General features: G+C 50.7%; 15 protein-coding genes. 1 reads left to right on the top strand and 14 read right to left on the bottom strand.

Going from position 1 to position 25,051, the window contains the following annotated elements:
- Positions 1 to 13: 13 nt before the first annotated feature.
- The 9 genes from JHJ32_RS02680 to JHJ32_RS02640 all read right to left on the bottom strand — a co-directional run bounded on the left by JHJ32_RS02680 (position 14) and on the right by JHJ32_RS02640 (position 14,710).
- Positions 14 to 3,376 carry a TonB-dependent receptor gene (locus JHJ32_RS02680; RefSeq protein ID WP_200119680.1) on the bottom strand — a complete coding sequence of 1,121 codons (3,363 nt, stop codon included), beginning with the start codon at positions 3,374 to 3,376 and terminating at the stop codon, positions 14 to 16.
- Positions 3,377 to 3,556: 180 nt separating this feature from the next.
- Entirely contained in the window at positions 3,557 to 4,558 is a 1,002-nt protein-coding gene (locus JHJ32_RS02675; RefSeq protein ID WP_200119679.1) for a FecR family protein, read from the bottom strand.
- Between the two features lie 54 nt (positions 4,559 to 4,612).
- Positions 4,613 to 5,194 (bottom strand): RNA polymerase sigma factor, encoded by a 582-nt coding sequence (locus tag JHJ32_RS02670; RefSeq protein WP_200119678.1) that lies wholly within the window; start codon positions 5,192 to 5,194, stop codon positions 4,613 to 4,615.
- Positions 5,195 to 5,527: 333 nt separating this feature from the next.
- Positions 5,528 to 6,595 (bottom strand): phosphatidylinositol-specific phospholipase C1-like protein, encoded by a 1,068-nt coding sequence (locus JHJ32_RS02665; protein WP_200119677.1) that lies wholly within the window; start codon positions 6,593 to 6,595, stop codon positions 5,528 to 5,530.
- 48 nt (positions 6,596 to 6,643) lie between these two features.
- Positions 6,644 to 7,816, bottom strand: a complete 1,173-nt coding sequence (locus tag JHJ32_RS02660) for a CehA/McbA family metallohydrolase (RefSeq protein ID WP_233632439.1) — start codon at positions 7,814 to 7,816, stop codon at positions 6,644 to 6,646.
- Positions 7,817 to 7,922: 106 nt separating this feature from the next.
- Positions 7,923 to 9,473, bottom strand: coding sequence for a RagB/SusD family nutrient uptake outer membrane protein (locus JHJ32_RS02655; RefSeq protein ID WP_200119673.1), 1,551 nt, complete (start codon positions 9,471 to 9,473; stop codon positions 7,923 to 7,925).
- A gap of 38 nt (positions 9,474 to 9,511) precedes the next feature.
- Positions 9,512 to 12,763, bottom strand: a complete 3,252-nt coding sequence (locus JHJ32_RS02650; protein WP_200119671.1) for a SusC/RagA family TonB-linked outer membrane protein — start codon at positions 12,761 to 12,763, stop codon at positions 9,512 to 9,514.
- 217 nt (positions 12,764 to 12,980) lie between these two features.
- The gene (locus tag JHJ32_RS02645) at positions 12,981 to 13,940 is read right to left on the bottom strand and encodes a FecR family protein (protein ID WP_200119670.1); all 960 of its coding nucleotides are present in this window, start codon (positions 13,938 to 13,940) and stop codon (positions 12,981 to 12,983) included.
- Between the two features lie 155 nt (positions 13,941 to 14,095).
- On the bottom strand, positions 14,096 to 14,710 hold the full coding sequence (locus JHJ32_RS02640) for a sigma-70 family RNA polymerase sigma factor (RefSeq protein WP_200119669.1): 615 nt from the start codon (positions 14,708 to 14,710) through the stop codon (positions 14,096 to 14,098).
- 164 nt (positions 14,711 to 14,874) lie between these two features.
- Between JHJ32_RS02640 and JHJ32_RS02635 the strand changes: the two genes are divergently transcribed.
- Complete coding sequence (locus JHJ32_RS02635; RefSeq protein WP_200119668.1) at positions 14,875 to 16,470, top strand: glycosyltransferase family 39 protein; 1,596 nt, start codon at positions 14,875 to 14,877, stop codon at positions 16,468 to 16,470.
- Between the two features lie 51 nt (positions 16,471 to 16,521).
- Here the strand turns inward: JHJ32_RS02635 and JHJ32_RS02630 are convergent, their stop codons facing one another.
- From JHJ32_RS02630 to JHJ32_RS02610, 5 genes are all read right to left on the bottom strand, one after another.
- Positions 16,522 to 18,051 (bottom strand): alkaline phosphatase family protein, encoded by a 1,530-nt coding sequence (locus tag JHJ32_RS02630; RefSeq protein ID WP_200119667.1) that lies wholly within the window; start codon positions 18,049 to 18,051, stop codon positions 16,522 to 16,524.
- Between the two features lie 36 nt (positions 18,052 to 18,087).
- Positions 18,088 to 19,566 (bottom strand): SusD/RagB family nutrient-binding outer membrane lipoprotein, encoded by a 1,479-nt coding sequence (locus JHJ32_RS02625; protein ID WP_079715084.1) that lies wholly within the window; start codon positions 19,564 to 19,566, stop codon positions 18,088 to 18,090.
- A 34-nt stretch (positions 19,567 to 19,600) separates the two neighbouring features.
- A complete protein-coding gene (locus tag JHJ32_RS02620) occupies positions 19,601 to 23,053 on the bottom strand; it encodes a SusC/RagA family TonB-linked outer membrane protein (RefSeq protein ID WP_200119666.1) in 3,453 nt (1,150 codons plus the stop codon).
- 196 nt (positions 23,054 to 23,249) lie between these two features.
- The gene (locus JHJ32_RS22780) at positions 23,250 to 24,224 is read right to left on the bottom strand and encodes a FecR domain-containing protein (RefSeq protein WP_200119665.1); all 975 of its coding nucleotides are present in this window, start codon (positions 24,222 to 24,224) and stop codon (positions 23,250 to 23,252) included.
- A gap of 72 nt (positions 24,225 to 24,296) precedes the next feature.
- Positions 24,297 to 24,899: an RNA polymerase sigma factor gene (locus JHJ32_RS02610; protein ID WP_200119663.1), complete on the bottom strand. Its 603-nt coding sequence runs from the start codon at positions 24,897 to 24,899 to the stop codon at positions 24,297 to 24,299.
- Positions 24,900 to 25,051 lie beyond the last annotated feature (152 nt).

Here is a 25,051-nt window from a genome sequence, read left to right as displayed (position 1 = left end):
CATTTGCTTTTTGTCAAAAATTAATCGTTAAACCCAACATATAACTCCGTGGCTGGGGGGTTACCAGGTTATCCATCCCAAAATCGCGCGCGTCGCTGGTAGCCGATGCTTCGGGGTCATAGCCGCTATAGCTTGTAAAGGTGTACAGATTTACGCCGGTAGCATACACGCGGAGCCCGGAGAGTCCAATTTGTTGCACAAATCGATTTGGCAGCCGATATCCCACGGTCAGGCTTTTGATACGCAGGTAAGAGCCGTCTTCCACGAAATAATTGCTATTCTTCAGGTTGAACGAGCTTTTGGTGGCACGTGGCACGGTGTTACTCGTACCGGGGCCCGTCCACCGACCATAATAGCTATCAGCCAGCCCGCCATAGTCTGTTGCCCCAAGGTGATCCAATCCGGTACGCCATGCAGCCGCCACGTCATTGCCAAAAGAAAAAGTGGTAAACAAGGAGAAATCAAAATCTTTAACCTGCAACGTATTCGTCAATCCGCCACTAAATTTGGGCTGCGAGTTGCCAATAACGGTCTGATCCAGCGAGTTGATGATGCCGTTGCCGTCTAAATCAGCAAACTTCATATCGCCCGGCCGTACGCCCTGGTCTCGCAACGGCTGCGGAATCTCGTCCAATGTCTGGTAGATACCCAGCTGTTTATAGCCATATATGGTTCCAAGCGGCTGCCCCACGATGATGGCATTCCATCCACCAAAAGTGATGGGTGCATCACCTAACAAGCTCGTCACACGGTTCCGGATAAAGGCGATATTGAACTGCGTACTCCAGCTTAAGCCGTCCCGTTCGATATTCCGCGAGGTAATCGACAGTTCATGTCCCTTGTTTTCCATGGCACCAATGTTGGATGTACGGGTGTTAAATCCGCTGGTCGCCAGGACAGGCACATCATAGAGCAGATTATCCGATTTCTTCACGAAATAGTCGTAGGTGAGCGACAACCTTCCATTCAAAAATGTCAGGTCGGTCCCCACATTGGTCTGCACAGACGTCTCCCACATCAGGTTGGCATTGCCGATGCTCGTCACACTCAATCCTGTCAGCGCATTGTAGTTGTAGCCGCCCCTGGCCAGCGGCAGGTAGCTGTAGTTCCCTATCCCGTCCTGATTGCCCGTTTTCCCCCAGCTGACCCGCAGCTTGGCGAACTCCAGCCAATCTATCCCATCCATGAAACGTTCTTCAGAAAAGACCCAGCCCAGTGAAAATGCCGGAAACGTTGCATACCGGTTGTCTTTTGAAAATTTCGATGATCCATCGTAGCGTGCCGATGCCATCAGGAAATACCGGTTTTTATAGGCCAGGTTTAACCGACCGATATACGATTCCATGTTATAATAAGACGCATCTTCGTCGCCCACCTTGATGGTTGCTGCGGTGATGTGCTTAAAATCATCTGACGGAAACTCGGTGCCCGTGGCCTGGTTGAAGGTATATGCGTCTTGGTAAAAGGAGTGCGTGGCCATTGCTTCCACATCCAAGCCATTTACCCATGACCGGGCAAACGTCAGCGTGTTGTCAAAGGTGCCCGAGTAACGGTAATTCCGCACGTCGTTGATCCACCCCCTGCTTCCATTATACGGGTGTCCTATCCGTTGCACGCGATGGCCGTTGCCCAGACGCACTTCCGTGTTGTAGCTGCTCTGGAACGTAAACCATTTCAAGAAGTTGATGTTGGCATACAGGTTGACCAATCCCTGAAAATTCTTATCTTCGGTATCGTCCTTGTCCAGTATGATCAGTGCATTATGCCGCAGGATATCCTTACCGCCTACGGCATACGACCCGTCGGGTAAAAACGGGCGGTCATACGGCCGCTGTTCAAGCGACCGTTGAAACAATGCCGTCCCTTGATTGCCGTTCGGTATTGACTCACTCAACGTATAGTTACCGTTTAGGCGCATGCCAAAATTGAGATAAGACTTTGCTTTATAGTCGATGTTGCTCCGCAAAGAGTAACGTTTCAGTGCGCTTTTCTTAATCATCCCCTCTTGAAACTGATACCCGCCCGATGTAAAATAGGAGACCTTATCGGTGCCCCCGCTAAATGCCAAATCTGTCTGCGAGGTAAGCGCCCGATCGCGGATAATCATATCCTGCCAATTGACATCATACGGGTCGGAAGGCACGACGCCCAATACCCTGTCGATATCGATATAACCCGTTTGGCCCGGTGCGTACCCCATGTCGCTGTTGTAGGTATCCACCGCTTCGCGCTGCATGGCGATATACTCCTCTGGGGTAAGCAAGTTTAATTTTTTCGGCATTACGCCGATACCGGTTTGCTGGTTGACCGTTATTTGCGTAGTGCCTTGCTTACCTTGTTTGGTGGTAATGATAACAACCCCATTGGTACCCCGGCTGCCGTATATGGCTGTTGCTGCGGCATCTTTCAATACATCAATGGTGGCAATATCGTTCGGATTGATGAGCGAGAGGGGGTCTTGCTGGTATTCGCCGGAGAAGTTATAACTTGCCGTGGATTTCGACAGCGGGATACCATCAATCACGTAGAGCGGCTCGTTGTCGCCGTTGATGGAGCTTATCCCCCGGATGCTTACCCGCGACTTACCGCCCGGTGTCCCATTGGTCACGGTCAGATTGACACCCGCCAACTGGCCCTGCAGCAGTTGGTTGGCACTGCCCACGTTACGCTGCGCGACATTATCCGGCGTGACGCTACCTACTGCCGTAGTCAGGTTTTTCCGGACGTTTTTGCCATAGCCTACCACCACCACTTCGCTGAGCTCCCCCAGTGCCTCGGCCAGCGCGAAATCGACCGTCAGGGATTGCCCTTCACCTACCATGATGCCGGATTTGCGCTGCGGATCATAAGAGATGTAGCTGGCTATGATCGTATAACTGCCAGGCTGTATGGTCATCGAAAAACGGCCTTCGTCATCGGTGCTGGCGCTCCTGTTTAATTCTACAATACGGATGTTGGCACCAGCCAGCGGTTGCCCTTGTGCGTCGGTGATTCGCCCCGCGATGCGGCCTGGCTGCTGCACGCGAAAGAGCGTTACCGTGCCCGGAATAGCCTCGCTATAGCCGATTCCGGTATTGGCCAGCAATTGCTGCAATACCTCAGCCAGGGTCTGCCCTTGAATATTCATTTTCTTGACGCGGATATTTTCCATATCCATGCTGTGCACATCATATGCAAAATCCACCTGGAGTTCACGCTTGAGGTGCTGGACTGCCGAAACCAGGGATTGCTCAGCCATTGAGATGGTTACTTTTTTCTGAAGCGCCTGGCCATTGCTATTGGAGGCCAGCAACAACTGTGTAAATGATAACGTAACCGTGTAAATTAAAATGGATATACGCATAATTCGCTGCAGATGCAGTGTATTATTATTCATATTGACTAATTATTCTGATAAAATTGAAATTATACCCTCTCAATTTTATACCTTTGAAAGGATACGTTAATAACCGCTGTTGGTAGCGTATCTTGGCAATAAACAGGTAAGCGTCCAAACTCATTATGTTTACTGTCAATCACACCGGATTTGCCCATGGGGGCAAATCCGCTTCTTGTTTTAATAAATAATTACTTCATTATTTTTCCTCCTATACTGATTGTGATGAACCGAACAAATTACTTTCATGGTTTCTTCAAGACGATGTGTGCTACGGATAGTCAAGGTATACCGGTGGTCACGGAGATGCTCGGCACCGAGTTTTAATTCCACTCCATAAAGATTCCGCAGTGCCAGAGCCAGTTCATCGATACTGGCTTCATACAGATCGATTACCCCTGTTCGCCATCCCGCCAATAGGTTTTCCGACGCTATTGTCCCGCGGGAAAATGCAGCGGCTTTGGTATCGTATACCAGTTGCTGCAGGGCCGTGAGTTCTTGGTAAAACGCATGCTGGCCACTTGATGTCACGCTGACCTTACCGTGCTGCACCCCTACGATGACATGCTCCAGCTGCCGATAATTCCGTATGTTGAAAGCCGTACCAAGCACCTCGGTATGCATGGTTCCGTGATGTACGATAAAAGGTTTTTCCGGATTGGGAGCCACCTCAAAGAAAGCTTCTCCTTCATCAAGGAATATTTCACGTTTCTGCGCGTTTTCAAATGGTTCGGGAATGCGTATACGGCTCTGTGCATTGATCCAAATCTGTGAGCTATCGGGCAACATAATTTTCTTGACCTGATGGACGGCGGTGGTTACCTCCCGGTATTGGACGGCGGCCAACGCATGGGGCTCATCGCCCTGTGTCCGGGATTTGTAAAACAAGGAAGAGGCCACCCCGGCAATGATGATGAGGCTGGCGGCAGCATAGGGCAGAAGCCGCCATATGCGAGACCGTTTGGGTGTTGTCCAATGGCGTTCAATCCTTTGGGCCATTCGCATTTTCACACGGTTTTCGTGTTCTTTATCGCTAAAAAGTTCATGGTTACCCAGCTCACGACGGGTATCATACCATTGGTCTAATGCCCGTTTTTCGTTATCGGTAGCCTGACCGTCCAAATAGCGTTGGAGTAGTTTTTGAAATTTTTCACCATCCACAGTTACTGATTGTTTTGCCATGAAGTAACATGACCAGGGATAAACTACCTTCTGTTTTGGTTAACAATTCATGAATTAATTGTTAAGCAGCAGCAAAAACAACGCAAAGAGGTATTCGTCGGAGATAGATTGATTGGTGAGTTTCTTGCGCAACCGTCTGATGGCTTCGGTCAAATGGTTGGATACGGTCTGCTCGGCGAGGTTGAGCCGGGCGGATATTTCTTTAATGCTGACGTTGTCACGGCGCAATAAAAACGTTTGCCTGATGGTTTCAGGCATCCCCTCCAATGCCCGGGTCAGGGATTGCTCCAGCACTTCCTGAGATTGCAGCACATCTGCCTCTTCCAGGATTTGTTTCACTTCATAAGCCGCCTGGTCAAGCACTCGCCGTGTGATGCGCGTCGATCTAAAATGATTGAATACTTGATATTTTACAGCATTTTGAAGAAAACCCGACAAGGTCGTATGGATTTCCAGGTTTTCCCGGTTGTCCCAGATGCTGATAAAGATATGCTGGACAATGTCCTGGGCCGCTTCTTCATCAACCACACGGCTCAGCGCCTTGCTGTACAACAGCTTCCAATACCGATCATACAACAGGCGATAGGCCTCGGGCTCCCCTTGCTTCAACGACTTAACTAAGGCTGCATCTGTCATGCGGACTGTGGCATTTGAAGCAAAAGTAGTAAAGCAGTGTTAAGCGAATGTTATCTATCGATATTCATAAGGTCAGCCATTGCGCAGGTCCATGGTGCCTGTCCGCCGCAAGAAGGCGCCGCAGCTCAGTCGGATCAGCGGGCAATCAGGCTGCGGTCAGCTTGCCGTAAGGGTGTTTAAAACAGCTGGCTGACACCTCGCTCACCGCAGGTGGACAGCGATGTCACGCGCAGCAGTCTAAGCGCAGTCTGGCAGCAGGTATGGGGCCTTAAGGCCAGCGGACAATTGATACCGGTTCAGTTTCCTTGAACCGGTATCAATGCGTGATAAAAACTAATGATCCGTTACAAATACCGGATTTACCCGTATGTATTTTTCTCCCTCAAAATATACACGGTAATCCGAATCGAAGTACGTACTTTTCAGGTAATAGTCTGTTGTAATGATCTGCGCACCTGCATTACATGCAGCTTCGAAATTGGACTTATCATTTGCACGTGCTTCTTTTGTGTCGGAGTCTGCCCGGGTACGGATAATATAGCCCTGTTGTACAAGGCTTTTGATCTCCGGCAGTTTGGCATTGTTCCTTATCAGCACAGCAGCTTCCGGTGTTCCCGGATCGGCATTGATAAACAAAATACGACCTTTAAGGGAAGGGTGCCCTTCCATATAAGTAGCCCGCTTGGCACCCCTATCGTCCAATACAAAAAGATATTTTCCTTTGGCTGCCTTTACGGTAGGCCAATTGCCGGCCAATACCGCTTCTTCCAAGGTGGAGTAATGCCCACGGACGTCATCGGGCGTGATCAGATGTTCTCTTCCCAGATGTTCTACGATACATTGGTCCAGCTCATCAAAGGCCTGCACGGTCAACGGTTCAGTAGCCGCCATACCGGGCGCGCTGGGGCTTCCGCCTTTCGTTTCCAAGGTGATGAACACCGGGTAGTGGTCTGGATGCGTTTCTGACCACGTCCTTAACTTTTTCAGCAAGCTTTCTAATGTATACGAATCCGTTCGGAAATCAAAGTCCGGCACATGCAATACCTTATAGCCGGGCTTGAGCATTTCACCGTCCGGATCATAAGGCTCTTGGTTGGGTGCTAAGTCCAGTCCTTTGGGGTGGGCATACCTTCCGCCCTTTTCGTCCCGGTAGACATCGATTTCGAGGTTTCCCAAACCCATTTCGAGCTGATCAAGAATCGGAATATGACTGTAAGCCAATCCCTTAACCCGCTCGGCATCATGTTTTTCCAATACCTTAAAGAGTGCGGGATCAATAGCCCTTTTGTAGCTATTGTGCGAACCAATGACCTGTATTTTGTTAATCGGCAGATGATCTGGAATTTCCTGATTTCCGCCCGATACCGCTAATGCGATTGCCAAAAAAAGAGATACGTTCATTAGAAAATAATTTGTGTTATGATTTCATTTACTGCCCTTACTGCCTATTCAAAAGTTCGGATCGAAATTGAAATAGATAGGGTTTGAAAACCCAACCATATTGTCGCTGATTTCTACCGACTTGGGGACTTCCGGATAGGGTGTGGGCGGCCCCTGCACTTCCACGCGGTAATACGTCCTGCCAAGCGCCGCCGGCGTATCGGTAAACTCGACCGTGGCCGTGCCGTCGCTGAGCTCAAATGCTTCGAACTTCCGGCCGTTCTTCACAACGCTGATCGTATATGTCCCTCCGGGGACCAGGCTTCCTGCCAGCTGCACCCGGAACTTGACGGGCTTGCCCGTTGACTTGGCGTTATCGCCCATCATCATGTCCATCGTACCGTCCTGGTCCAAGTCCGCGTAGAACTCCACGCGCGGGGCGTAAGGATTCAGGCTGATGGAGACCCGCCCGTTGTTGAGCGCATCGATCACGGCCTGCGAAGTGCGGGATGTCGCAAATACCCAGGTCGTCGGCGTACCGACGTAATTATACGCCGCCTGCCTGGTGTTCTGCTCTTCTTTCTCGCCTTTTTCCGGATCCGGTATGCCATGGTGCGTATCGCTACCGCCCCGGCCCGTCACCATGCGGCCTGCCGAAAGCATCACCCTATCCCAAATGACCACGGCATTGGCATTTTTGGGCCATAGCGCAGAATTCCATATTTCGATGGACTCGACCATATCGTAGGAGTACCCCCAGGGGTTCCCGCCCGCTGGGTGGTTGGCAGATAGATGGACGCCAAGACCTTTCTTTACGGCTTCGACCACCACATCGCGCTGCTCGCGGACATCGTAAAGCCGCTGGTTGTCATAGGGTGTCGCCGAAAACACGTTGCCATGGCCACGGCTTGTCGTCCACTCCGAGCTATATAACATCAAGATGGAGTCCGACTTGAACTCCGGGTCGGCCCAGGTGTGGTTTGCCACATCTCCCTGCACGTGGTTGTCGTGGTCGGTGATGGCCAGGTAGTCCATGCCGACTGCCTTGGAAAAGTCCACGATCTTCGCGATGGGATTGTTGCTGGCATCCTTACTGTGGCGGGAATGTATGTGGAGCTCACCTTTCAGCCACATCCCGTCCGTAAGGCTCGCTATGGGGGGCAGTTCGCCAATTGCTTTCGGTTCCCACGGGTTCGTGCGGCTTGCCGGCTGACCAACCGCAACGCCATGGAGACAAGCCATTAATATGGCACAAAGCATTGCAATGTACCTTGTCCTGTTTTTATTATTGTTAACTATCATATTACAATTGTCAATTAAATGCGGGCATGTCGTTGGCCCATTAGACTCAATAGCCGGGATTCTGTGTCAATTCGGGGTTTTTGTCGATTTCCGTCTGAGGAATGGGGAAGAGCCGGTAAGCCGGGTCGGTATTTTTCTTGATCACGTTGAAATCCATGAAGTCATCTTCGTACTTACCGAAACGGATCAGGTCGTTGCGCCTCCAGGCTTCGTAGCAAAGCTCACGACCGCGCTCGTCGAGCAGGCCATCCAGATCGACCGACGCCCAGGGGGCACAGCCCGACCGTTCGCGAACACGGTTGACCAAGCTGACCGGTGTGTCGCCATTCGTCGCCGCTGCGCCACGTAGGATCGCTTCGGCTTTCATCAACAGCACGTCGGCATAGCGGAACACGGGCAAGTCATTGCTGTGGCTGGTAGTAGGCTGGGACTTGCTGACGGTAAACTTGTTGCTGCGATACCCCTTGTAAAAATCCGCATCGGTGTCGCCCACATCGAAAGTTCTTTCGTCTACGAACGTAATCTCCTTAGGGTGAGCCAACAAAAATCCTTGGATGCTCAGCGGCGTGACGCCATCCTCCCGATACAATTGTTCCTTCATAAAGGTTTTCTCGCGTACGTCGTTCGGATCCTCCGTAAACAGGTCGTAGAAGCCGGGGATCACCCGCAGACAGCTGCTCGCACCAAATTGATAGCCACCCAGCGCCTGAAGTGTATAACGCCCCAGGAAAAAGCGGGAGGGGGTAAAACCGCGGAGGTTGTTTTCGTCATAGGGGACGGCAAAGATAAACTCCCGAATCTGGGGACCATTGTCATAGTTGAACATATCCAGATAATTCCCGTGCAATTCCACGGCGTTATCCGCTTCGAATGCAATCACCCTGTCGCACATTTGCAGGGCCTCGTTCCACATGGGCCGGCCGGTGTACACCTCGGCGTTGAGATACAACTTGGCCAGCAGCGTGTATGCGGTCAACTGATTGGGGCGACCATAAGTCGTAATGTCGTTTTTTGGGTTCAGCAGCGGAGCGCATTCTGTTACCTCTTTCTCCACGAAGTCGAAGAGTTCCTGGCGACTGTTGCGGGTTTTGACCGCTTCACCGAACTTCGTAACAAGCGGTGCACCGCCGTAGATGTCCATCAGGTAGAAATAACACAAGGCACGCATCACCCGCAGTTCCGCAATGGCTGTTTCCTTCGCCTCCGAGTCGGCTGCCGCTATCAACAACTCATACACACTGTTGCATGTGTTAATTGTGTTGTAGAGCCACGCCCACATCCCCCCTGGCCGGCCGGTCGTCAAGGGAGTCCATGAGTGAAGCGCACATTGCATATATATGCCCCCGTCATACCAGTTACCACCATTGGCCGGGAGTATCGCTGCATCGCCCGAAATTTCGGCCGTCAGCCACCATCCGCCTCCATATTCGGATGCAAACGCGGTATAAATGGCACCCGAAGCGGCCCTGAGTTGCTCTTCGGTTTTCGGGAAGTTATCAGGCGTAATATCCGACAGTACATCGATATCCAAATTGGTACATCCGACCATCAGCGTCCCCCCAAGGAGCGCCACACGTGAAAACAATTTTTTTATCATGATTTTATTTTTTTTTAATCGTTTACTCTTTTATCGCATCAAAAACCCAGCTTTGCCCCGATCTGGAAAGCCCTGGGCATGGGATAGAAGTTGTTGTTGTCGACACCCGGATCGATGCCCCCCATGTTTACCTCGGGGTCGATGCCCCGGTATTTCGTGATTACGAAAGCGTTATTGACGTTTGCGTAGATTGAAATTGTCCTTACACCGGCCGCCGGCTTGATTCCGAATGTATAGGCCAGCGAGGCGTTCTGGAGCCTGAGGTGGTCAGCGTTTTCGATATAGCGGTCAGACATAAATTGCGAGCGGGTATCGCCGAAAGGCTGACCGGATTCGAGCACATACTTGGGTTGGTTGAAGTGGGTCGTGCGCGACACGTAGGTAAGCCGGGCCAACGTGGCATTGAGTACCTTGTGCCCCAACACACCGGTGAACATCAAATCGAGCGACCAGTTCTTGTAGCTTAGGTTATGATTCCAGCCAAAGGTTAGTTTAGGCTGCGTGTTGCCCAGCAAGTGATAATCGGTAACGTCCGTGGGCACAGCCGTGATATTACCGTCCTTATCATAGAAGAGGGAATGGCCTCTGGTCGTGCTCCCGTCCTCGTACTCAAAACCAGCAAACCTGTGGGTGAAGAGCGTACCCAGCGGATAGCCTTCGCGGATGATCAGCGATGAACCGCCCGACTGACCGGCACCTGCGGGGCCACGGCGAATATCGTTGTCAATGGCGAACTTGTCGTTCGACAACGACACCACTTCGTTGCGGTTGTGGGCCATCGTGAGGGTGGTGTTCCATTGGAATATGTTGGTCGATACGGGTGTTGCGGTGAGTGTCGCCTCAATCCCGTCGTTGCGGATTTTGCCTACGTTGGCTGTCATGCTGCCGTATAAATACTCGGTGAGGGGCACGGAATAGTTCCAAATCAGGTCGCTGGTGAGTTTGTTGTAATACTCCACACCGAGGATCAACCGCGAATTGAAAAAAGCCATATCCATACCCACGTTGATCATCGAAGTCTTTTCCCACTTCAGGTCGGGGTTTTCATTCTGAACGGGGACAATACCGGTCTGAAACGTACCTGCGTCGTAGAACCTGCCGGAAGTACCGTACCTCAAACGCGAGATCATCGGGTCAAAGCCATGGCTGTTGCCGCTGATGCCCCACCCCACCTTGAGTTTAAGGTCGTCGAAGATCGACTGATTCTCCATAAATCGCTCCGAGATGATGCGCCAAGCCCCTGAAACGGAGGGAAAGAAGCCCCATCGACTGTCCCTGCCGAAGGCCGACGACCCGTCGCGACGGAGCGATGCCTGCAGGATGTAACGCTGGTCGAAGTTGTAATTGACCCGACCATAGAATGAGATCATTCGAAGCGTTTTGATCGCATAGTTGCCGTAGTCGACCAAGTAACCCGCGGGGGGAGCACCGAGATTCATGTTGTAATATCCCGTGGCGTCACTCACGAAGTTGACGTTGGTGGTCTGAAAGCCGTCACCTGTGTTGTCTTCTTGCCATGAATAACCCGCCATCGCGCCGATGCGGTGGCGATCGATCTGGGTGTTATATGAAAAATAGTTTTCAAACACCAAGCTGTTCATGGTGGAGGTGCTGCGCTCGGCCTCCCCGTTTCGGGTGTACTCCGGCAAATAGTCCTTCATGGCGTAGGAACCGTAACTATTGCGCGAAGTTTGATAGCTCAGGTGGAGGTTGTAGTCCAGTCCCTTGATAATGGATGCCTTGGCACGAATACTTCCCAGTAGCTTTTCATCTCTGCTGTCGATATTGACCTGTTCGAGCATGGCCATGGGATTGAAATCGCGGCGAGACGGGTCTTCCATGTACACGCCGTTCTCATCTTGGGCATTTATCGTGGGGACAAAGGTGAGCATGCTCCTCAGAAAGGTCCCTTGGTTATAGATGGGGTCGCTATCGGCTATGGAGCCGTTCAGCGTCAGTCCGATCGAGATGCGATCGTTTAAGATCGACTGATCGACGTTGGCCCTAGCCGTGATCCGCTGAACACCGGAAGTCTTGATCAAGCCGTTCCGCGAAAGGAAGTTTACACTGGCGTCATACTTCGTGCCGCCCGAAACACCGCCCAGATTGAGGTATTGGTTGTGCGACTGTGCCGTGCGCATCACTTCTTTCTGCCAGTCGGTGTCCACGCCATGGTCCCACCCCTCGACGATGGCCGCACCAGCGTCCTGTACGTACTTACGGTATTCATCGGCATTCATCATCTCATAGCGTTTGGCAACCGTCTCGATGTTTACCCAGCTGTCCACATTGATGTACTTGCCCTCGCCCTTTTGTCCTTGACGGGTCGTTATGAGTATCACGCCGTTTGCCGCCCTGGAACCGTAGATGGCTGCCGCCGACGCATCTTTTAGGATATCGATAGCGATGATATCATTAGGTGCGGGCATTACAGCCCCTTCCTGCATGGGTATCCCATCGACCACATACAGCACATTCATCCCCCCCGAACGGAGGGTTGACGTACCGCGGATGGTGATCGACGGGCTTCCGTTGGGATTACCATCCCTTGTGATTACGACGCCTGCCGCGCGGCCCTGCAGCATCTGGCCTACCGAAGTGACCGGCCCTTTATTGATCTTATCCGCCGGGAGCGACGCAATGGATCCCGAGATCTCTTTACTCGACGCGTTGCCGTACCCCACAACAACCACTTCCTCCAATGATTCGGCTGTTGTTTCCAGTTCGAAATTCAGTAACGTCGTTTTGCCGGCTTCTACCTGTACGTTTTCCGTCCGTTGACCAAGATGAGCAATGTAACTGACCTCCACGGTATAACTGGCAGGCTGTACGTTGATGGAAAAATTCCCGTTCTCGTCTGTGCTGACCGTACGATCGATCTCGACAATACGGACATTGGCGCCCGAGAGCGGAATGCCTTCCGCATCAGTGACCCGCCCGCTGATACGGCTCGGTTGTTGCATACGGGCCTTAGCCACGGCAATAATGTTTTTATTTTGTGTAATTTTCAGGTTGTAGTTGTTGGATATGGTTACCAGCAAGTCATACAGGTTGGCCTTTCCCGCATCTGCAAACCTATCCGCAGGCATTTCCCCTACGGCCTTGTCATAATAAAAACGAAGCCCTGACTGCTGTTCCAGTTTCTGGAAAATATGGCCAAGGTTACTGTTATCATCATGAGCCAGCATCACGTTGATCTTGCGAAGATCTTGCGACATCGCATCCGATGCCGAAATGACGCCCGTGGCTGTACAGGATATGGCCACAAGCAGAAGCAGTAATCGTGACATAGCACAAATTCTTTTTATTGCATTTTTATTGATAATATTGTTCATTGTTTAATGGTTCATTCCGTAAAACGAGTGAAAACATGTAGAGCGGGGTGGTGAGAAGCTTCCGCTCTATTTTATTGTTCATTTGAATAGTCCTTGTGTCGTGGTTGTGTACTTTACGGTTGCGTCATACTCCTCCTTTCTTTAGAAAAATAGCCATGGCCCAGCGGCTTATTTATTTCCGGATTTTTACGTGGCTGCCGTTTATGTCGGCGTGGAAATCTCCGGCCAGGGACAACATTTTAAGCACCCGTTGCAGGGGTTCGTCCTTTATGGAAAGCGACAGCTGCTTGTTGGCGATGGAAGGAGACGCAATTTCAATGGTTACTCCATACCATCGCTCAAGCTGGCGGGCTATTCCTTTCAGGGGCTCATTCCTGAAAATAAGCTCACCGTTTTTCCAGCTTATCGCCAGCGATGCGTCGGTCATTTGCTTGACACCCGTTTTATCTACTGCGTGATAAATCACCTGCTCGCCTTTTTCCAGCATCCATCCCAGGCTGTCATGTACGGCGTTTACCGATACCTTTCCAGTGGCAACGGTGACCGCTTGCTCCGTTTCGCCTTGGTAGCTTTTTATATTGAATGATGTACCCAATACCTTTATATCCAGCCCAGTTGTATGAACCAAAAAAGGTTTTGTTGAATCAGGCCTTACTTCGAAGAACGCCTGGCCTTCAAGAAATAGCTCCCGCCTATCCGACTGGAAATTTCTCGGGTAGCGGATTGTGCTGACGTTGCCCAGCCATACACGCGAGCCGTCGGCGAGGGTCAATAATTTACGCTGCCCGGCAGTGGTGCTATGCGTCATGTAAGTGACTTCCTGCACCTGCGCTTGGTCGGCTGGTCTATGAGGCCGGCTAAGCCAAAACGTAAAAACACATACCAATACCGCTGCCGCGCTCGCTGCCCAAACAAATTTGACCTTCCGTGACCTCCCGAGCATCGGAGGTTGCGTCACTTTCCGTAGTTCACTCATGGAGCGCTCTTGCCATTCGTCAACGGTCTGCTTATCCATTCCTTCACCGGCGTCCAACTGGTCAAGCCACTTCACCACCAACGCTTGTTCGTCAGGCGATGCCGTTCCTTCCATTACCTTTTGGTATAACACCTCTAATTTGCTGTTGTCTTTCATCACTGGTTTCCTCCAACTGCCGGGGCAACTACTGCCCGCGCAGATCACCATACGCACTAAGCCCCAAGTTATACTATAGTAAAGCACCAAAAGCCAAAACATACCAATGCCTGGACATTAAGCTTCCATGAATATTGATTAATGATTTATTAACACTAGCCCGATATGATCCACCAAAGCAGGGCGATACTCAACGTAGACAGGTTTTGTGCTTCCAGGGATTTACGGAGGCGCTTCATGGCAATGTGAAGGTGGTTGCGCACCGTATTTGGAGAAAGGTTGAGGTGATCGGCTATTTCGTCGATGGTAAAATGCTGTTCGCGGTTAAGCAGGAAAACTTCGCGCATCCTATCCGGCATTTGTGCAACCGCAAGGGCTATGGCATCCATGACGGTTTCAAACTGACTTTCAAACACCTGATCTATCGATTCACCGGGCTGGACCACCGGTTGTTCGCACGCCATGAATATCCTGAAATTCTCCAGATGCCGTTGCTGAAATCCTTGTGTCCGGAAATAGGTGATCAGCTTATACCACAACCGCTTTTTAAGCCAGGCGAGTGACAACTGATGCAAAGGGAAAACATCCCGCTTATTCCAGAGCTCCAAAAACAGCTCCTGCAACAGATCGTAGGCCTCGTCCCGATCACCCAATTTCTTACAGGCCAAACGAAACAATACCGGCCAGAATCTTTCATGCAGCTGCTCAAAAAGTTGTTCAGCAGATGCAGGTGCTTCGATTTGTATACTCCCTTGCTTCGCTGTCTTCACGCCAGCAAAGTATAGCATTGGATATTTATTCAACGCGAAACTAAAAAGAACAAATTATTAAAAGGGGACGGCGGTTTGCCTTTTTTGTGAAGCGGACATTGATTTTTAACCGAAAGATAGCATCTGGATAACATTTCGGTAGCATCAAAGAAATAAGTTTAAGGATGCTGGAAAAAACAGACCCCTTGAAACGTGCTGGTATGCCGCTCCTATTTTTGACAGCCGCCTTTATGCTGCTGTTTAACCTCGGAACGCCCCCGCTCTACATCCTTGACGAGGCAAAAAACGCCCAGGCAGCACGGGAAATGCTGGAACAGGACGAGTGGGTCGTGCCTACGTTCAACGCTGAGCCCCGGTTACACAAACCGCCACTGCACTACTATTTCATGCGTGTCTCGTATGCGATGTTTGGCGTCAACGCTTTTGGTGCCCGGTTCTTCTCTGCGGTGATGGGATGGCTCACTATCTGGATAACCTGGTACTTCGTACGCAGGTTCATCGGAAAACGTCCGGCGTGCTGGACTGCGATGACGCTGTTGCTCGCCACCCACTTTGTATTCGAATTCCGCCTTGCCGTTCCGGATCCATATTTGATTTTCTTTTTTACGGCAGGGATGCTATGCTTTTATGCTTATGCCATTGAAAAGCGTATCAAATGGCTCCTGCTGTCGGCCATCGCCATGGCGTTGGCTGTGCTGGCAAAGGGTCCTGTCGCTTTGTTGCTCGGCGGCGGCGCAGTGCTTTGCTGGACGTTGGTCGGCAAAAGGTTTGCGATCCTTTGGTCATGGAAGACCCTGGGCTACGGGCTGCTCATCCTGGCGCTTGCGCTGCCCTGGTATATCGCCGTGCACCGAGCCACAGAGGGGGCGTTTACACGAGAATTTCTTTTCACCCATAACTTGGAAAGGTTTGGAAAACCAATGGAAGGCCATGGCGGCAGCCCACTGCTTATCCCGTTATTTGTCTTCGTGGGATTACTGCCCATGGCCGTATTCCTACCCAGCGCCTTCAGGCGAAGGGCAGTGGATCATCGCAACCCGCTCGTGCTGCTGTCGGCGTGTGTCGCGATACTCACCATCCTGTTTTTCAGCCTATCGGGCACCAAACTACCCAACTATCCGATGCCCTGCTACCCATTCGTAGCCATTATCATCGGTACGGGCATCTCATCGCTGCTCCATGTAAAGACTTTTGATGTACGGTATGTGCTCTGGCCCTTGCTTGTGATTTTCGCTGGTTTATTTGGTGCCGCGCATATAGCGCTGTCAGTGGAGCAAACGTTGATAGGTGTACGCTTTCTGCCACTGATTTTTCTCATCCCGGTTATCGCGGTGGCTCTTGGTCTTTTCCTGCTGCACAGGATTGGTGTCAAGTTCGTGCTTTACGTGCTTGCTGGCGGCTATATCGTATTCAACCTCGTGGCTATCCAGGTGGCTTACCCCGCGATTTGCCGACAGAACCCCGTGACCAAGATGGCCCCCTTTCTTGACCCCGACGAGCAGCTGTACGCCTATAAGCTGTATAATCCGGCTTTCAATTTCTATCTGAACAAACCGATTATCGTCCTGCACGATGAAGTGGCTCTTCAGGAACTGCTATCCCGATCGCCGCAAGCCAAAGTCATTGCAAGAGCGCGTGAACTGGAAGCACTGACCGGTATCCCCATAAAACTGCTGGCCAAGGAAAAAGACCTGTTTGAGCCTCCCGTCAGTGTTATCTTCAGCGGCATGGCAGACACAGGCGGTCAGATAGCGCGTTAGCTGGCTCAAGGCAAGGAGCTTTGCCTCCCGAATGGGGAGGCAAAGCGAAGGTTATTGCGGCCCGGTTCGTCTTGTCCTGCCAAAATCGAGGTACCGATGACCATCTATCGTAGACAGTTGTGCTTCTACTTCGTATGATCCCCATGTACCAGCCGCGTTGCTTTTCACGGTTTCTATCTTAACCTTGGGCGTGGCACCTCCACGCTCGTCAGCAAAAAACTCCGAAAGTACCCGGCCGTCCATTTGCCCGGCTCGTCCGATACCGTGCAATGCCAGCACGGTGGGCATGATGTCGATAAAAGACGAAGGCAGCTCAGAGACATATCCTGCTTTAAAGGCAGGGCCAAACAATACCATGGGTGTCCGGATTTCGTGTTTACTGATTCCACCATGGCCTGCCGCAATGCTGCTTTTGCTATGCTGTACGCCTTGGTAACCATATTCGTTTACCTTGTCATCCCAAGCATATGCCACCAAAATATCGGCCGCCCTATCTGGGTGATTCCAGTGAATGATATCAAATGACAAGGTGCCTGCGACAATACCTTCCGGCATGCCCGGGGCCTTAGCAGCGGTAAATAGCGGACCTACCCAGGGCTGCTCCTGCAGCTTGGCTACGATATCCGCGATCACCGCCGCATCACGGTTTTTTACAAATATGGCGCCATCAGCAACGATAATATCATCCGATTGCACATCGCTCTTGAGCTTCTCCTCAATTAAAAAGTCGCGCAAGGTTTGATCGCCCTCATAGGTGATAAATCCATGATCGGACGTTACGATAAGGTTTACCTGACCCGTCAGGTTCCGTTGCTCCAATGTATCCAGTATCCGGCCGAGTTGCGCATCCATGACTTTTACAGCTTCCAGCGAACGTGGAGAGCCAATGCCTGTGGCATGCTGGGTGGCGTCAGGCTCGGAATACCAAATGGAACTGACTTCCGGTCCGTCAGTTGCCAGCCCGAAATGGATGAAAGCATCGGTAATCCACATATGCTTGGCATAGCCGTTTCCTTGCTGTGATTTCACTTCGCCTATCGCTGCTTTCACCTTCGGTTCAAGAGATTTAGGCAGGACAAATCCGGGATGGATGATGGCTCCTTTTATCTGCGGATTCTGAAGAAATGCCTGTCCGGATGTCCCGGAGCTGAACGCATAAAGCTGCTTACCATTTTCTGCCAGTAGCTCGCCGGCCGAGGTAGCTGTGAGCAACCGATGCCCCGACAGGCTATCCACGGCGAGTAAATCCGCCATCGAACCGGTGTCATAAATTTCGGTATTGCCGAGGGTAGGCACGTGGATGGAATTACCCAGAATGCCATGCCGAGCAGGATACGATCCCGTGGCATAGGAAGCTGAGTTTACACGGGTCACCGTGGGAAACACGCTGTGATTATTATTGGCATAACCAGCCTGCTGTTTGAGCTGATACAAACGGGGCATCAACTGCGGTGTGATGTAGTCCGGACGCAGTCCGTCAAAAATGACGATCACCGTTTTCATTTCGGATTGTGCCCATACCATGGATGACATCATCAGGCACGACGCCATCAACAAGGTGACTTTTTTAAGGGGTTTCATTTTATAAAATACGTTAGATAAGTGATTAGCTATCGATTACTCGGTGTCCCACCAAACGCGGATGTAACAATCGTCCCCGCCCATTTGCTCTACGGCCCTGGCCAAGTTTTCCGCATTCAAGGACTGAAGATACAGCGGATACGGCGTCCTACGTGGAAATACGCGGTCTGCTGGAATACCACTCCCTTTTTGCAAGACGGGATATCCCGTTCTACGTTTTTCGAACCATGATTGGTAGTCCACGAAAAACGATGCATAGTATTTTTGCAGCATGATCTGCTCAAGCTGTCGTTCGAAAGACTGGTCGCTATCGTATACAATACCCGGGCGGCCTAAGAAGTCCGCAGGCATCGCTACATCCCATTGTTCCATGGAAGCACTGATCGCTTTATCATAGTGTTCTTTTGGCGTCCCGCCGCTTGAAAATTCCCTTAAAGCCAGTTCGGCTTTGATAAACTCGACCTCTGCATACGACATGATAATACCCAATTGTGGCAATGTCTTAAGGATATCCGTATAATTTGAGTTAGCATCGACATCATATTCTACGCCTACGGGGTAACCGCTTTCTATCCCCCGATAAACCTGCTGGCCATTGTCGGTCACCGTACGTGCCCAAATGGTTCTGCGTGGATCGCTGGTTTCATTCAGTTTAGCTAAGAAAAACGTCGTAAAGTAGCTACCATCACGCCAGTCCAATGTACGTGCATTGTAAAAAGGATTGTAGTAGGGAAATACGCCGGTATACCTAAAAATGGCTTCATCCTCGTTTGACTCAAACAAGGGATATTGGGCTGGGTTAGCCAGCATCTCATTGATTTGGCCTGTTACGTCGATTTCACCATCGCGCTCCCGTATCCGCAGCAATGATCGCAGCTTCAACGCGTTGCAAAGCTTCTTCCATTTGACCATATTGGCAGCACTGTTATGCCCATAGTAAATCATATCTCCACCATATAGCAAGGCTTCATCGGTATGGATGAGTGCATTCGCTTCGTCAAACCATGCTAATACACGCTCATATACGGCTTTTTGCGTATCAAAGGCTGGCAGAAAGTTGCCATCTTCACCTTTGGTGGCTTCCGAGCACGGAATATCCCCATATAAATCAGTCAATATGGTAAACATGTATGCCTTCAATATTAGCGCAATCGCCTTGTAGTTGTCTTCGCCCAGCTGGTCTGCGATGGTATAAAGATCGTCCACATCCAGCAAGCATTGGTAATAATTGGTCCAAATGCCATCCCTCGGTGCGATAAACCACCGCATGACACTATTCAAGCTGGTGCTTGCCCGTGGTGCATGTACCTGCATAATTTCGTGTGTGAAATTTTTAGCATCGCTCATCTTGGCGTTAACAATACGGTATTGGAGCTGGCCCAATAAGACGCCGGGTGTTGCTTCTTTCGGCCGATTGGGATCCAGGTTCAAGTCGTTGAATTGTTTTTCGCAGGACACCAGGAGCGTCAGCATACCTGTAAACAGCCCGAGTATTCCGAGGTTTCTTATCTTCATTTTCAGAAAAATTAATACATTCATTATTTTATCCTTAAAAGCCAAGTGTGATATTCATTCCAAGACTACGGGTGGATGGAAATTGGGTCAACTCTACGCCCGGCGTGAGCGTACCGTCATTTAAATTGCCTCCCTCGGGGTCGAAGCCCGGAAATGACGTGAAGTTGAACAAATCCCTGCCCCAGAGCGCGATGGATGCATTCGTCAGCCTTAGTTTGGCTGATAGCGCGGGGGGCAAGGTATAAGACAACCGCACTTCCCTTATTTTCAGGAAAGAAGCATCAAAGACATTGGTTTCCGCATTGGATATCTGGTAATAATTGTCATAGTACGTGCCTGCGGGCACCCGGGTCGTATTAGGTACAAACGAGCCGTCACTTTGCCGTACCACCCCTTGGCCAACAATACCCTCATCACGCCCTGGGAGCGTCACTTTTGTTTTTCCCAGTGTATTGTTCTTGTGGTTAGTCTGGGAATAAATACTTCCCCCTTTCTGGCCATCCAGCAACACACTCAAACCGTATGATTTATAACTAAACCGGTTGGACAATCCGGCTTTCCAATCGGCAAATGCATTGCCCCACTTTTTCATTTCGGGATCTAACGATTCCGGTAATCCGGAAATATTGTAAATGATTTCGCCCTCGGGCGACCGTTGAAACCCGCGGCCATACAAATCGCCCATCCTTCCGCCCACACGTGCTTCGATATTGACGTTGTTGCTGTGGCTATAGATAATTTGGTTGGTGATGCCTTCGGCCAGTTCTTTGACATAGCTTCGGTTCAATGACCAATTGAGGGCTAAATCCCATTTGAACGCCTGACTCATAACGGGCTGCCCATTGAGTACAACCTCGATGCCTTTGCTATTGATAAGCCCTGCATTGATCAGTGCGCTGGAATACCCCGATACCGGATCCACAGGAGTTGCCAGGATCTGGTTTCTGCTGTCGTTGGTATAGGCGGTAATATCTGCTCCTATACGTCCGCGTAAAAACCGGATATCAAGGCCCGCCTCGTAGCTCGTCGTAATTTCGGGCTTCAGGTTGGGATTGTATAAAATAGAAGAGTTGGTTAGGCTGTTGCCGTAAATCTGGTCATAATAGCGAGCCGTTTGATATGGCCGGGTATCATTCCCAACCTGCGCCCATGATAAGCGAAGCTTGGCGAACGAAATAGCCCTCGGTAGTGCCAATAGCTCATTGAGCACGAAACTGGTGTTGACGGATGGGTAAAAGAAAGAACGCTGGGCCACCGGTAAGGTGCTTGACCAATCATTCCTTCCTGTAAGGTCTACAAAAACTTTATCTTGATAAGACAATTGCCCAAAGGCGTATAAACTCGCTATCGCTTTCCGCTGCTGGTCTGCCTCTGACACGACGGGGTCCAAGCTGTTTGACAATTGATAAATCCCGGGCTGGGCAAGCTGATCGGCATACATCCCATAAAATTTGTACGACTGGAACATATAATTCCCTCCCGCAGATAAAGACAATTGCAAGGCATTGCTGACCTGTCTCCGGTACGAAAGCAGCACATCCGTATTGCTTTCGTAATTGGTGATACCCTGTTCGCGATACATGCCCCTCGGGTACTTGGTCATGCTGAAAGGCCGTTGTTGGGATCGATCCTCCGCAGCAAAATCCAATCCCGACCGCAGCATCACATCCATATTGTCGGTTACCTTGTACGTTGCGCTGACATTTCCTATGATATTATGTTTATTCATTTTGTTGAGCATTTCATACATAATCGCATAGGGATTTTCGGGCCCGGCGTTAAACGGTTTATATTGTTCTACACCTTCCCTCCCCGCCTCCCAGTACGGCATGAACCACTCAGGCCGTACATTGGGCGTCGTGCCGATGATGAGGAAATACATCATCGTCTGGTTGTTGTAGCCGGCCGCCGGCAGGTTGTCACTTTTCTTAATCGCATAGTTAAATTTGCCGCTCAACCGCAGCCTTTCGGATACTTTTTGCTGCGCAGATAAGGAAGCGTTGATCCGGTTAAACCCGGTGTTTGGCAAAATCCATTTATTAGTAAGATGTGTCACCGACAAACGCGCTCCGCTGTCTTCATTGCCTCCCGCTATAGCCAGCCCATTGGTCGTGGTAATCCCCGTTTGAAAGAAGCCGGAGATGTAGTCATCATAAGCCACCCACGGTGTCCGCGTCGTCGGAATGCCGCCGGGGTTAAGGGGATCATATTGGTAATATTGTTGCCCCTCGAACCGTGGCCCCCATGCCCGTCCGGCAGCGACGTTCATGCTCGTATTGGGGCCGTCTTCCGTAGCTCCATACGAATAATATTCGTCCGTGCGCCCTTCTCCGTATTCAAACTGGTAATCCGGCCAACGGTTGATTTGCTCGATGCTGGTATTGGAATTGAATGTAATGCCTATTCCGTTTTGCTTACGGGACGCTGACTTTGTTGTCACAATCAGCGCGCCTCCCGCCGCCCGGCTTCCATACAGTGCGGTTGCTGCCGGACCTTTTAATACGGTAATATTTTCAATATCATCCGGATTCAAATCGTTTACATTCGATCCAAAATCAATCGGACTATCTTGCGAAAGGTGGGAGTTGAAGCCCGTACCCGTAATACGGTTGCTGACCGGCACACCGTCAATCACGACCAACGCTTGGTTATTATCCAGGTTGAGTGACGATTCGCCGCGCAGTGTAATGCGGGAAGATCCCATTGGCCCTGCCCCAGCCCCTTGTACGGTGAGCCCTGCAACTTTTCCTGACAAGGCATTTACCCAGTTGTTGCTCTTAGCCTCGGTCACGGCTTCCTCGGTGACGGTCTGGGCAGCATATCCCAATGATTTCTCTTCGCGTTTTATCCCCAGCGCCGTGACCACCACCTCGCTCAGTGCCCCCTGCTCTTCATCCAGTGTAAAGTCTGCCCTCACGCCTTTGCCTTCCTCCACCGCGATGCCGCCTTTCTGCTGTGACCGGAAGGCAATGTAAGTCACTTCAAGGGTGTATGTACCCGGCGGCAAACTGATGGAATAATGCCCGTCGTCATCGGCGCTGTAACTGCGATTGATTTCGCGCACTTTAATGCTGGCACCAGAAAGCGGCGTGCCTTGGGTGTCCGTGATGCGGCCAGTGATGCGCCCCGGGGCTTGCATTTTATAGAGTATCACCGTTCCCGATTGTTCTCTAAATGCAATCCGGTTGGTGTTTAACAACGCTTTAAGTACTTCCTCCAGACGCCTGTTTTTATAATGGACGTCTGTAAACGTGATGTTATCCAAGCCGAGATTGTCGGTAAAAGCAAAGTCGACGCCAGTCTTCTGCTGGATGTCCTTGATGACGGTATAGGCATCTGCACGGCGATAGGATAAATCAATCCGCTTATCTAGGACCTGCCCGAAGGAATTTGCGGCACACAACAGTTGTGTGGCAGCAACCAAAGCAAAGGCAAGAACAAAGGTAATCCGCATGATATGATGTAGTAATGCTTGCTGTGACTTCATTTGATTTATTGTACGGCCCAATAAGCTGGAATGTCACCTTGGAATGAAGTATTTCCATTCCTATTTCCTAACTTTGGGCAATGGGTGATTAATGCTGTTAATTGCTCGTGGGCTGTAGCGCAGCGACCAAACTTCTGCTACGGCCGTTTCAAAGGCACAGGCGGCTGCTTCTTGCAGTACCTGTGTTTTTTTATCGTCAGTAAATCCTTATCGTTCCGTTTTCCTCCTTTCTGTAATTTTTATGCAGTGTCGTGCAGACAAGCGCTATCGCTTCTTCCAGCCTGTAGGTCGGTTGCAACGTGAGGTTGTACCGATAGGATGCCACGTCCTGATCTGCCGTGGTCAACCGCACGCCATAGCGGTTGTAAAACCCCTGAACCAGCTCATCAAAACTTGCCCGGTCAAGCACAATGCGGCCCTCGCGCCACGAACGGCTATCGGCCACAGCCACGTTGCCTACACGGAATGTCTTATCAGCCCTGCGGTAAGCTAATTCTTGGCCAACGGTCAGTTCTGAAAGCTGTTGCGCCGCTGCGTTCGTCACCAGCACCCTACCCGTGCTTACGGCTACTTTGATTTCTTGAAGGCTTTCGTATGATCGGAGGTTGAAAGACGTGCCCAGTACCTTGACGGTAATGCCATCCGCCTCCACAACGAACGGACGGACGGTATCGCGCGTCACTTCAAAAAAAGCTTCACCGGATAGGCTGATGCGCCGCGCATCAACACCGTAGCCCGGTAATACCTTCAAGTTGGAATTGGCATTGAGCCATACCTGCGTACTATCTGGCAATTGCACTTGCTTAAGTTGGCGGCCACCGGTGGTAATCACATGCCACCGATTGTTGGTTTTCGCAAGTTGGGCGGCCGACTGCCCCGCGGGATCACGAACCAGATACAACCAAACCGCTGCGCCCAACAATAGTGTAAGGCTGGCAGCAATCCTAAACGCGTGCTGTTTATACCATCGTATTGGCTTACGCTGCTTGGGAAGAGCTTGCCATAAACGCGATTTCAAGGCTGTTTTTTCGGCCTCAGTTTGCAGGCCCGGAACCGCCTCTGGATCCCCGCCAAACGATTCGTACCATTGATCCACGACATATCGTTCGGCCTTCGTCGCTATACCATCATGGTATCGCTTCAATAACTTTTGTAATGTAGCTAACTTCACGGATTTACCTTGTTACATCTACATAGTGCAGCATAAGGCAGTTAGGTACTTCAACAAACCGTTGCCAAATTGTTAACTTTTGATAAACAGCGCCAAAAGCAGGTAGAAAGAGGGGGGAATATCAGGATGCTTTTCAGCCAACACCACGCGTAGCCGGCGCAAAGCATCCGTTGTATTGTTTTTGACGGTCTGTTCGGATAGCCCAAGGGCGGTGGCAATCTCTGCCACCGTAAACTCCTCCGTTCGCATCACGAAAATTCGGCGCATATTTTTGGGGAACCGTTGGATGGCGTTGTGCAGTGTGCTGCTGATTTCACCCGCTGCCATTATATCCAATACAGAACGCTCAATGACTTCCATCCGGTGCAGCAAGTGTTCCATGGCCCGTTGCTGCAAATCAGCCTTGCTCGCCCGTTTAATGAGGTGGTACTTTAATGCGGCATGTAAGTAAGCGCCAAAAGAGGTGTTGATGGCAAGCGAATGCCGCCGTTCCCAAATGTCGGTAAAAATGTCTTGTACGACGTCTTCCGCTTCACTTTGATCACGCAGGCGATGGTATGCCTGGCGATATAGCGCCTCCCAGTGTGTATTGAAGAGTTCCTCAAACATACCGGGCACATCATTCCTGATACCGGTGAGCAATTCGGACTCCGTGATAACTGCCTTAATGCGCATACAAGCAAAGATAACCAGCTTATATTATGCTAACATTAATTTTGCTACACCGCCCAGGCGCTATCCTTGCTGTTGCCTTCACGCAAGCTGCCTTAATGCATACCGGATACGTGCCGTATGCGGCGCGGATGTAAGGATTTCACGGATACGCC

It is taken from the genome of Parapedobacter sp. ISTM3 (assembly GCF_016533505.1).
Classification (GTDB): Bacteria; Bacteroidota; Bacteroidia; order Sphingobacteriales; family Sphingobacteriaceae; genus Parapedobacter; species Parapedobacter luteus.
Note: the sequence above shows the minus strand (reverse complement) of the source record. Positions and strands in the feature narration are given on the sequence as shown.